We start from the raw sequence: 10,291 nt of genomic DNA on the forward strand, positions 1-10,291 counted from the left end.
CCTCATAAGTTAACAGGTGACATTATGACAAAACATACAAGACGACTATTTAGCGCAGAATTTAAGTTAGAAGCAGCGCAGCTAGTCTTAGACCAAAATTACTCAGTGACGGAAGCAGCCCAAGCCATGAATGTGGGCAAGTCCACGATGGATAAATGGGTTCGCCAGCTTAGAGAAGAACGCCAAGGGAAAACACCGAAAGCTTCACCTATGACCCCTGAGCAAATAGAAATTCGGGAATTGAAAAAGAAGCTGGCTCGCCTTGAAGAGCATAATGAAATACTAAAAAAAGCCACGGCTCTCTTGATGTCGGACTCACTGAACAATTCTTGACAATCAAGAAACTCAAGCAGAGCCACAGCGTAAAAATATTATGCGAAGTCTTCAATGTTCATCGAAGTAGTTATCACTATTGGCTTAAACGCCCAGCGTTAATTAATGCGGAAACAATAAAACTGCGCAGCTTGGTCAGTGAGGCTCATGCCGCAAGCAATGGCTCTGCGGGAGCGAGAACCATTGCAGATATAGTCACAAATCAGGGTGTAAAGCTGAGCCGATACCGAGCAACAAAGCTTATGAGAACGCTTGGTTTAGTGAGCTGCCAAGAGCCAAAGCATCGCTACAGAAAGGCTTCACAAGAACATATTGACGTTCCAAATCACTTAGGTCGTCAGTTTGCGGTTACCGCCCCAAATGAGGTCTGGGCTGGTGATGTTACGTATATTTGGACAGGTAATCGGTGGATGTATTTAGCAGTTGTTATCGATCTTTTTGCCCGAAAAGTGATTGGTTGGTCGATGTCTTTGTCGCCTGATAGTCAGTTGACAGGCAAAGCTCTTTCGATGGCTTATGAGTCTCGTGGTAAGCCTAAAGGTGTTATGTTCCATAGCGATCAAGGCAGTCATTATACTAGCCGTAAATACCGTCAATTGCTGTGGCGTTTTCAAATAAAACAGAGTTTATCTCGCCGAGGAAATTGTTGGGATGATGCGCCGATGGAGCGCTTCTTTAGAAGTCTGAAAACGGAATGGGTGCAAACTGTGGGTTACCGTAGCTTCGCTGAGGCTCAACAAGAGGTTACCCGTTACATTATCGGATATTACTGCCAACTCAGACCACATCAGTATAACGGTGGTTTAACTCCCAATGAATCAGAACGATTATATTGGGAAAACTCTAAAACCGTGGCCAATTTTAGTTGACCACTACACATCGTTGTCATCAACAACCCTATCATTCGGCTCAAGTTTTTCTTGCTGAAATGCTGACTTCCGATGAAAACTCGAAAATGATTTATTAGGCATAACAACCCAATTCAAATTCAGACTCGAGTGACAGAGGCGTCTCTAAGCTTGTTTGGAGTAAGTTTCGTGAGAGCAAATCACACAGGAACGGTAATATTTTTCTTCCATTTAGGCCAAGATGGTGTCCTAAACTCTTTGCGGTTTGGGTACCATTCAATTTAAAGGTGGCAAGGAGAGTTTGATGAAAGTGATTCAAGTTATCTCTTGAAGCATATCGATGCAAAAGCTTAAGGTTGCTAAATATGACCTCATCCAGTATTTCTTCCTCTGTAACCAGCTCTAGCTCCAAACCTGACTCAAACGCACCTTGAACTTTTGCTTCCCATTCACATTGAAATTCCTCTTTTGAGCTTTCCATATCGGACTTTACTTCGTACAACTTAAATTCACCGGTATCAAATTGAACTAGAAAGTCTGGAACATAAGTATGGATCTTACCATTGAGACAGTATGAAAATCTTATCGGCCGAGAACAAAAGCGAATGATGCTGCGCTCAAAATCAAAATGATAACAAGCAGCACATTCTAAAAAAGATTCTACTGTAACTCTTTCTCCCATATTAGCACTGACGTAACCGTGTATGTTTTTCCCACGTGATTTAGTTAAGTTTCGAGCAGGCGTAGCAAATGCACTTTCAAGTGCAATCAGGGTGACAGTAGAAGGGGAAGGTAGATCGGACATAATATTGCCTCTTCACGATTTTGTCGTAAACTTACCTAAGTCTCGACTATGAAGAGGCAATATCAAATTATGGTTGTTTCAACATTTTCCGAAGAGTTGGAAGTTTACTCTTTACCGTAAACGTTGTTCTCTTGCTCTTGTACACGGATAAATGTAGTGCGCTTAGTTAACTCTTTTAACTTAGCTGCACCGACATAAGTACAAGTTGAACGCACACCACCAAGAATATCAGAGATGGTGTCGTGAACGCTGCCACGGAAAGGTAGCAATACGGTTTTGCCTTCCGCTGCGCGGTATTTTGCAACGCCGCCAGAGTGCTTCGCCATTGCAGACTGTGACGACATGCCGTAAAACTTCATGTAGCTCACGCCATCTTTTTCAAACACTTCGCCGCCAGACTCTTCATGGCCTGCTAGCATGCCACCAAGCATGACAAAATCAGCGCCACCACCAAAGGCTTTAGAAACGTCACCTGCGCATGTGCAGCCACCATCACCAATGATACACCCGCCTAATCCATGCGCCGCATCGGCACATTCAATAATGGCTGAAAGCTGAGGATAACCAACACCTGTTTTCACGCGAGTGGTACAAACCGAGCCCGGGCCGATACCAACTTTTACGATATCCGCACCCGCTAGAATGAGCTCTTCGCACATGTCTCCGGTGACAACATTACCAGCTGAGATCACTTTATCTGGAAATTGCGCACGCACGCGTTGTACGTAATCGACCAAGTGCTCAGAGTAGCCGTTAGCAATATCAACACAAATGAAAATCAGATCGTCACTAAGCGCCATGATATCTTTGGTTTTTTGAAAATCAGCATCAGATGTGCCAGTTGAAACCATCACATGCTTAAGTGTTGATGCATCGGCGTTTTTAACAAACTCAGCCCAATCAGCTACTGAGTAATGTTTATGAACCGCTGTCATTACCTCATGTTCAGCAAGTGATTTTGCCATAGCAAAACTGCCTACCGAGTCCATATTCGCCGCAATAACAGGCACGCCGGACCATTGACGCCCACTATGCTTGAATGTAAAATCGCGGGTTAAATTTACTTGAGAACGGCTTTTTAGTGTTGAACGCTTAGGGCGAAACAGGACATCTTTAAAACCTAACTTAAGTTCTTGTTCGATACGCATTATGTAATTCCTTGATTAATTGACCATTTGTGTCTCTTTTGCAGAGTGCGTAGTACCTTCGTTGGCAGACGTCAGTACATTTTGGACACAAAAAAACCGGAGCGTTGGCAGACGCTCCGGTTTTCAGCATTATAGGCCCGGATTTCTTATCGGCAAGTCTGATATTTGCATTTTTTTTGTGGTACTATCTCGAAACTTTCATATCCGACACTTCTCAAGTCCATCTCTCTCAAATACTCATCGTGTAAATTTTTATTTTTCAATACGTTATTAAAGAACGCATCATTTTAGCGAAAGCTTTCATACAATAAGCAAACGTTACCTTGTTCAGCATTGCGCCGAAAACGTGAGAGAAATCACGCTCACAAAAGAGGTGACTCAGACATTTCTATCGGCGATTTTTACAGATTGTGGTGAATGTTTATCATTAATCCGTCCGTTTTCGATTTTAGTGACATCCCCCCGCAACTCCTACCATCCCAAAGACATAGTTATTTTGTGGTTTATTTTCTGTGATATTAGGCGTATTTATAGTGAAAATTATAAGTCTAATTAGGAAGAGAACATGATCAACATTGCATTTTTCAGCGCAAAATCTTATGACGCGAGTTCTTTCTCAGAGGTCAGTGATACAAAAATCTTCTCGCTGCACTTTCACGATTTTCGACTCACCCCAACCACAGCTAAAATGGCCCAAGGATGCACTGTGGTGTGTGCCTTTGTGAATGACGACTTAAGTCGCCCAGTATTGAGCCAATTGTATGAAAATGGGACGAGGCTTATCGCAATGCGCTGTGCCGGATTTGATAAAGTCGATCTCGATGCCGCAAAAGAGCTGGGTATTCAAGTGGTGCGAGTGCCCGCATATTCACCAGAATCGGTGGCAGAGCACACGGTAGGAATGATGATGTGTTTGAATCGCCGCTTTCACAAGGCGTACCAACGTACCCGAGACGCTAACTTCTCATTAGAGGGGTTGGTCGGGTTTAACTTCTTCGGTAAAACCGCGGGAGTTGTTGGCACAGGAAAAATTGGTATTGCCACAATGCGCATTTTGAAAGGGTTGGGAATGAATGTACTGTGCTTCGACCCTTATCAGAACCCTCTGGCGATTGAACTCGGTGCAACTTACTGCAGCCTTGAGGAAATCTACCAACAAAGTGATGTGATTACGCTTCACTGCCCAATGTCGCCAGAGAACTACCATTTACTCAACAGTCACGCATTTTCCCAAATGAAAGATGGCGTGATGATTGTAAACACCAGCCGAGGTGAATTACTCGATTCAGTTGCAGCAATTGAAGCACTGAAACAAGGTCGTATCGGCGCTCTTGGTTTAGATGTTTACGACAATGAAAAGGATCTTTTCTTCCAAGATAAGTCGAATGATGTGATTGTCGATGATGTATTCAGACGCCTATCGGCTTGCCACAATGTACTATTTACGGGACATCAAGCCTTTTTGACTGAAGATGCACTACACAATATCGCTCAGACAACTTTGGATAACATTCGTGCCTTTGCAAACAATCAACGTTGCGGAAATGAGCTTGTAACGCTTGATTAATTAAACCCATCGATAATATGAAGCCTCCTTGATGAAACACCAAAAGGAGGCTTCGAAATCATCAACACCCTGATTCTATCAACGTATTTGTAAAGAGGCTAACGCTTCAGATGTGGCATCCTGTATTGATAAAAACAATGAGTTAATTTTACCCGTCGTGGTTCGCATCGGGTTTAAAGTAATGCTTTGGTACATATATTCGGCTTGCTGAGTGACAGGGCGAACATTACGACATTTGAAGAGATATGGGCGCTGCTGCCAAGTAATAAAACTACGACAACCTAAGTCATACACAGGTTTAGTTTTGAGCTTAAACCACTCTTGGGGGATTTCAGGAAACAGTTCAAAAATGGTTTTACCAATCGCATCGTGCCCTTGAATACCGCTGTGGTGTGTCATGAATCCATTCCACACTTGCACTTCGTAATCACGATTAATCACGATCAGCCCCATATCGACATTCTGCACCATATCCACCATCCAGTGGAACTGTTCAAATTCTGCAGGGAGATTCATCGTTAAAAATCCTCCATCAAGTACGCTAATTTACTGTCTAGCAACGGAAGAGACTCATCGACAAACATAAAGAGCAAGTCACAGCGGATCGTCGTTTGATCAATGTTGTAGCTCACTTCAAACGTCATCGTTTTTTTAAATGATCCAGCGGTGGAATTGATCACAGAGTCAATGGAGATGTGTTGCCCAAGCAATACTGGAGAGCTTTGAAAAAAACGCACCTCCGATTGCTCGCCTAATCCATTCAGAAAAGAACCAACTAATATGTTTGATACATCCATTAACAGTTCTAATTCTTCAAGCTCTTCACTGTCTGCTGGCACTTTCATTAATTTTTTCAGATCAGAAACACTGGAATCACTCAAGAGCACCAGTGCTTCACCTGCAATGCCTTCACCGCTAAAGCCTTGACATACACCAGAAACTTGATCATTTTCCGCCAAGTCACGAAGTGCCATATGTAGCTCACTCACTTCAAAAATATTGACGTTTGGTAGCGGTAAATGAACAAATACATCAAAGTGCCGCGCCAGAGCATCAGCTGCTCGACCAATCGAAACGTTCGCAACTTCCATATAGATGTCACGACGTTTTAAGATGGGTAGTTCAACGGAGATAGGCGTAACGATACGAGGCTGTGTTGGCGGTTCGACTAACTCTCGTAGTACGCTATTTAACACGTCCTTATCAATCGGCTTTTGAATAAAAGCACGCGCCCCTAACGCCAATACTCGCTCTTTCGCTTTCGGCTGTATATCACCAGAAACAACAACAACAGGCGTTGTCATCCCTCTGCGTTGCATCTCTTCTAGCGTTCCGTAGCCGTCCAGTTCAGGCATAGTTAAATCGAGGAACATTAATTTAAAATCATGCTCTTCAAGATTTTTGATGCCATCTAAACCATGGACTGCGAAAGTAATATCGGCGTTTAGAGAGGCGGGAAGTGAACGAGCCATCTGCTTCCGAGCCAGTGCAGAGTCATCACAGATGAGTACGGGGAAAGACATGTAATCACCTTCTATTTATTAATTCGATAAATAGAGTGTATACCTAAACCTCGCGTAGATGCGAGTTGCGCAAAAAATTAATTAAAAAGTTTTAGGGATTATAAAAGGCTACACACTCAAGCGAAACATCGGTTAGCAAACAGCAATGTTCGCTCATTTCAACCTCATAGTGAGGGCCAGAAGGTCAGTACAGCAATCCGCAACACAATAGCGGTAACAATGACTGCCACTCCCAAGCGGTACCACTTATATTCCTCAATTGACATGGGAATGCGACGATAAAACATCGTGATGACACCTTTCCAGTCATGGCTACGTTTACCATACCGCACAATACTCGTCAGAATAAAAATGATGCCCAGTATTAAGATAACTTTCTCTGCCCAAAATAATCCGATGCCCATAGTACTTCCTTGTTCAGGAGATAAATAATCATTGCCAACAGTGTATATCGAAAAGATGAGCACCACTCTTGGACAAAAGTCTAAAGTGCAAAAGCACCAAAAGGGCCCAGTGAGGAAGCCCTTTTGCATTAACAGAAATAATTTAGTTCACTATCACATTAACCATCTTACGCGTAAGTTACGCATAAAGACGCTATGTATTAAGTGCGCTACGCGTGATGCGCCGTTGTTTTAGAGATTGCAGATGTTAATTTATCTCGATAACTGAACCAGAGGTATGTCACGACAATAGAGAAGAAGAGATACGACAAAGCAAAGATAAAAGGCGATGTGATCAATTGCACCGATATCCCCCACGCAACACCAATAATGGTCACTGTCAATTTAGCAAGAAGCCCACAGATGAGAAGAAAAAGGGCAAACTCCGGCACTTTAGTACTTCGAAACGCAAACCAGTAACAACTGCCTACTGCGAGTGACGCGATGTAAAGCCCAAGCAAAAATGAATGAAAGTGATCAGCAGAGGCCACACCCGCCGAGACAGACGCCATTAAAATCAGTATTAGTTTCATGTTGTAAACCTCTCTTTTTATGAGAAAGTATCCATTCATTTTCGAAAACTCAGTTTACATACATTTTCCTCCATTAAATAAGAATTTCAAGTTCAAAAAACAAGCAATTTTTCCTTATTGGCTTAGAATAAAACAATTGTTAATCAGTGGTTAACAACAGAAAACCCGAAAATTAGATGGGACATGGCATTACCCAAAAAAACACTTCAAAATGGAACTAATTGTAACAATTATTTAACCGAGTAAATATTTCATTGAAAGTGCAAATTTGTGATGTGTACAGCGCAACGTTCCGAGTTGTCGCCAAAACAACTTGAAGATGCTATTTGATAGGGAAAAATTTCCTCAGTTTTGAGGAGAGTCATTCAGCCCAAAAAGAGAGCCATTAAATAGGAAAGTAAACCTAACCCTTCTCCTCACTCAATGAACGCTGGCCAGTAATAAACGGCTTCAACCATCGAACTCATCTGACCACTAACTCTGGCTAAAACTTCAACTATGTCAATGGGTAATAGAATAGTAATGTTAATTTCAAGCCTCATCATAAGAAAATGCAACATAGAGCATAAAACCTAACAATTTTAAGAAAGTTTTTCGAGTTTTATCGAGTTATGATTGACAAGATAAAAGTTTGAACTAGACTTTGCACTAGCTAGAAAGCAGTTCTTTGTATACACATACGTCTCGTTGGATTACTTGTAACTCCCCCGTCGTGTCGTACGCAATAGCAATCTACTTTTCCACGCTATCCGCGCCGTATTCGGCTGTAAAATTTTTTTTGATTTTGGGTATAAAAATGGCTAACACAGTTACTGGTACAGTAAAATGGTTCAACGAAACTAAAGGTTTCGGTTTCATTCAACAAGAAAACGGTCCAGACGTATTCGCACACTTCAGCCAAATTAAAGGTGACGGTTTCCGCACTCTTGCTGAAGGTCAAAAGGTAGAGTTTGAAGTAGCTCAAGGTCAAAAAGGCCCTCAAGCTGAAAACATCCGCCTAGTATAATTTTTTACTAAGTATTCTAATAGCCAGCAATTTGCTGGCTATTTTCGTTTTTACCTCTTGGCATTCTTCCAATGGCTCTTAAACCGACAATCTATAAGTTCCGTATTGCGCTGACGGATACTAATCGCGATCATTATGACTCTTTAAATCTCACCATTGCTCAACATCCTTCAGAAAGCAACGAACGAATGATGGCGCGCATTTTGGCGTTTTGTCTTAATGCTTCACCCGAGCTAACATTCACTAGAGGACTTTCTTCCATTGAAGAACCTGATCTCTGGCTAAAATCATTAGATGACCAAATTCAGCTCTGGATTGAAGTCGGAGAACCCGATGCTGATCGCATTAAAAAAGCCACACGGCTTGCACAACAGGTGAAAGTCTACAGCTTTAACACGAAATCACAGGTTTGGTGGGAGCAGAACAAGGGAAAGTTCTCTCACCTCAATGTCGATCTATTTCGCTTTGATGCTGCAGCGATTGAAAAACTCTCTACTTCCTTGAACCGAGGTATGGATATTTCAGTGATGATTAGTGGGTCTTCTATCTTTATTGATAGCGATAGCCATTCCGATGAAATTACTTGGCAAGCACTACAAATAAAAAGTGAGCATTAATTCCCAGCTCACTTTTCAGTATCTATACCCAAACAACTTGAAGTTGCAGGTAGACGGCAAGTGAGCTCATCCCCATGAGCATAGATGAACTATGTGATTGGGGTAAGCGAACGTAACCAACACCGCTGCAGCTTTAAATGGGAAGGGTATAGGCCCTTAAAAGAGCCTAGATTGAGATAAAGCTTTATACTTTATAAATAGGCGTGTGGACCAAAGACTTCGTAATGGATACGCTCTCTTGCTACGCCAAGCAATTCAAGCTGCTCAACAATGAACTGCATAAAACTGACGGGGCCACAGATATAAAAATCCCCCTGTGTTAGCGGCAGTTGCTCGCAAACTTCATGCAAGATCATAGAACCTTGCTTGACTGGTGTTTGCTCACTTTCCAGATACCAGACCACTTGCTGCCATGATGGATGCACCGCCATTAATGTCGCGGTTTCATCAATAAAGGAGTGTTGTGATAAATTGTTGCAAGCATGCAGATACGTCACCTCTTTTTTTCCTACTGACGCAAGCTGTTGAAGTATGGCTTGCATCGGTGTTGCCCCGACACCTGCAGAGATAAGTACAACGGGAGCGAGCTTCTCAACATAGAAAAAATCTCCCGCTGGCGCATAAAGTTTCACTCGACTGCCTTTTTCAACATAATCATGTAAATAGTTAGAGACTGTCCCAGGATGTTCAGTATCCACGCCTTCACGCTTCACAGAAATGCGGTAGTTTTTTCCATTAGGTTTTTGTGACAAGGAATATTGACGAATTTCACTGTATGGCGCACCTTCCGGCTTAAGTTCAACCCCAATATACTGACCTACCTGATAATCTAATACCGCTTTACCATCAGCAGGCTCAAAGATAAAGCTAGTGACGAATTCAGACTCTTTCACTTTATCTTGCAACACAAACTCACGCGCATTCTCCCAACCACCGATCGCCTGCTTACGCTGTAAGTACAACTCTCCTTCTCTATCAATGAAGACTTGCGCTAAAAAGAGATAAGCCGCCGTCCATGCTGCTTCAACGTCAGGAGTAAAGGCATCGGCAGCAAGCTCTCGCAACGTTTCAATAAGGTGATGACCGACGATTTGATAGTGCTCTGGCTGAATGTTAAAGCTGGTGTGCTTTTGGGCAATACGTTCCACTGCACTGGTTAATGCGGCGAGATTTTCAATATTTTTCGCATACGCGGCAATCGCCTCAAACAGTGCAACGCCCTGACGGCCAGTATGTTGATGGGTCATATTAAAAATATCTTTTAGCTCAGGATTGTGAGTAAACATTCTCTGATAGAAATGAGCTGTAAGCGCTGGCCCGGCAGATTCAAGCAAAGGAATGGTACTTTTGACAATGGCGATGTGTTGATTATTGAGCATATTGAGCTTTCTCCTCAGATTTTATAAATGGCGAATTAGATTCGCTCTGATACTGAAGCTTGTATAGCACAAAGCATACCAACATTAAA

The 10,291-nt window shown here is 42.5% G+C and carries 11 protein-coding genes; 4 read left to right on the forward strand and 7 right to left on the reverse strand.

Translation table 11 applies throughout. The features are described 5' to 3' along the window. Positions 1-24 precede the first annotated feature (24 nt). Positions 25-1,202 (forward strand): IS3 family transposase gene (locus AACQ42_RS15210; RefSeq protein WP_094166018.1). Its coding sequence is split into 2 segments (ribosomal slippage): positions 25-283 and positions 283-1,202, totalling 1,179 coding nucleotides; the frame shifts between segments, so codons are not numbered across the junction. A 94-nt stretch (positions 1,203-1,296) separates the two neighbouring features. Here AACQ42_RS15210 and AACQ42_RS15215 read toward each other — a convergent pair. Both AACQ42_RS15215 and AACQ42_RS15220 read right to left on the reverse strand, forming a co-directional pair. After that, positions 1,297-1,986 (reverse strand): TnsA endonuclease N-terminal domain-containing protein, encoded by a 690-nt coding sequence (locus AACQ42_RS15215; protein ID WP_094166013.1) that lies wholly within the window; start codon positions 1,984-1,986, stop codon positions 1,297-1,299. Between the two features lie 104 nt (positions 1,987-2,090). Next, complete coding sequence (locus AACQ42_RS15220; RefSeq protein ID WP_094166014.1) at positions 2,091-3,134, reverse strand: GMP reductase; 1,044 nt, start codon at positions 3,132-3,134, stop codon at positions 2,091-2,093. Between the two features lie 565 nt (positions 3,135-3,699). Here AACQ42_RS15220 and AACQ42_RS15225 point away from each other — a divergent pair. Beyond that, positions 3,700-4,701 carry a 2-hydroxyacid dehydrogenase gene (locus AACQ42_RS15225; protein ID WP_094132996.1) on the forward strand — a complete coding sequence of 334 codons (1,002 nt, stop codon included), beginning with the start codon at positions 3,700-3,702 and terminating at the stop codon, positions 4,699-4,701. 78 nt (positions 4,702-4,779) lie between these two features. Here AACQ42_RS15225 and AACQ42_RS15230 read toward each other — a convergent pair whose 3' ends face one another. From AACQ42_RS15230 to AACQ42_RS15245, 4 genes are all read right to left on the reverse strand, one after another. After that, complete coding sequence (locus tag AACQ42_RS15230; protein WP_094132998.1) at positions 4,780-5,217, reverse strand: PAS domain-containing protein; 438 nt, start codon at positions 5,215-5,217, stop codon at positions 4,780-4,782. 2 nt (positions 5,218-5,219) lie between these two features. Beyond that, the gene (locus AACQ42_RS15235; protein WP_017046016.1) at positions 5,220-6,224 is read right to left on the reverse strand and encodes a response regulator; all 1,005 of its coding nucleotides are present in this window, start codon (positions 6,222-6,224) and stop codon (positions 5,220-5,222) included. Positions 6,225-6,388: 164 nt separating this feature from the next. Next, positions 6,389-6,628 (reverse strand): hypothetical protein, encoded by a 240-nt coding sequence (locus tag AACQ42_RS15240; protein ID WP_094166015.1) that lies wholly within the window; start codon positions 6,626-6,628, stop codon positions 6,389-6,391. Between the two features lie 209 nt (positions 6,629-6,837). Continuing rightward, positions 6,838-7,200, reverse strand: a complete 363-nt coding sequence (locus AACQ42_RS15245) for an NADH:ubiquinone oxidoreductase (protein ID WP_094166016.1) — start codon at positions 7,198-7,200, stop codon at positions 6,838-6,840. 796 nt (positions 7,201-7,996) lie between these two features. Between AACQ42_RS15245 and AACQ42_RS15250 the strand changes: the two genes are divergently transcribed. Next, positions 7,997-8,206 carry a cold-shock protein gene (locus tag AACQ42_RS15250; RefSeq protein ID WP_010318975.1) on the forward strand — a complete coding sequence of 70 codons (210 nt, stop codon included), beginning with the start codon at positions 7,997-7,999 and terminating at the stop codon, positions 8,204-8,206. A 71-nt stretch (positions 8,207-8,277) separates the two neighbouring features. Then, positions 8,278-8,823 carry a YaeQ family protein gene (locus tag AACQ42_RS15255; RefSeq protein ID WP_088733503.1) on the forward strand — a complete coding sequence of 182 codons (546 nt, stop codon included), beginning with the start codon at positions 8,278-8,280 and terminating at the stop codon, positions 8,821-8,823. Positions 8,824-9,014: 191 nt separating this feature from the next. Here the strand turns inward: AACQ42_RS15255 and hmpA are convergent, their stop codons facing one another. Next, on the reverse strand, positions 9,015-10,202 hold the full coding sequence (gene hmpA / locus AACQ42_RS15260; RefSeq protein ID WP_094166017.1) for an NO-inducible flavohemoprotein: 1,188 nt from the start codon (positions 10,200-10,202) through the stop codon (positions 9,015-9,017). Positions 10,203-10,291 lie beyond the last annotated feature (89 nt).

It is taken from the genome of Vibrio sp. V12_P9A6T4 (assembly GCF_963874835.1).
GTDB classification, from domain to species: domain Bacteria; phylum Pseudomonadota; class Gammaproteobacteria; order Enterobacterales; family Vibrionaceae; genus Vibrio; species Vibrio anguillarum.

Excerpts from the sequence above, each read along its gene's own strand:
- AACQ42_RS15215 (WP_094166013.1), bottom strand. The coding sequence starts at position 1,986 with ATGTCCGATCTACCTTCCCCTTCTACTGTCACCCTGATTGCACTTGAA.
- AACQ42_RS15220 (WP_094166014.1), bottom strand. The coding sequence starts at position 3,134 with ATGCGTATCGAACAAGAACTTAAGTTAGGTTTTAAAGATGTCCTGTTT.
- AACQ42_RS15225 (WP_094132996.1), top strand. The coding sequence starts at position 3,700 with ATGATCAACATTGCATTTTTCAGCGCAAAATCTTATGACGCGAGTTCT.
- AACQ42_RS15230 (WP_094132998.1), bottom strand. The coding sequence starts at position 5,217 with ATGAATCTCCCTGCAGAATTTGAACAGTTCCACTGGATGGTGGATATG.
- AACQ42_RS15235 (WP_017046016.1), bottom strand. The coding sequence starts at position 6,224 with ATGTCTTTCCCCGTACTCATCTGTGATGACTCTGCACTGGCTCGGAAG.
- AACQ42_RS15240 (WP_094166015.1), bottom strand. The coding sequence starts at position 6,628 with ATGGGCATCGGATTATTTTGGGCAGAGAAAGTTATCTTAATACTGGGC.
- AACQ42_RS15245 (WP_094166016.1), bottom strand. The coding sequence starts at position 7,200 with ATGAAACTAATACTGATTTTAATGGCGTCTGTCTCGGCGGGTGTGGCC.
- AACQ42_RS15250 (WP_010318975.1), top strand. The coding sequence starts at position 7,997 with ATGGCTAACACAGTTACTGGTACAGTAAAATGGTTCAACGAAACTAAA.
- AACQ42_RS15255 (WP_088733503.1), top strand. The coding sequence starts at position 8,278 with ATGGCTCTTAAACCGACAATCTATAAGTTCCGTATTGCGCTGACGGAT.
- hmpA (WP_094166017.1), bottom strand. The coding sequence starts at position 10,202 with ATGCTCAATAATCAACACATCGCCATTGTCAAAAGTACCATTCCTTTG.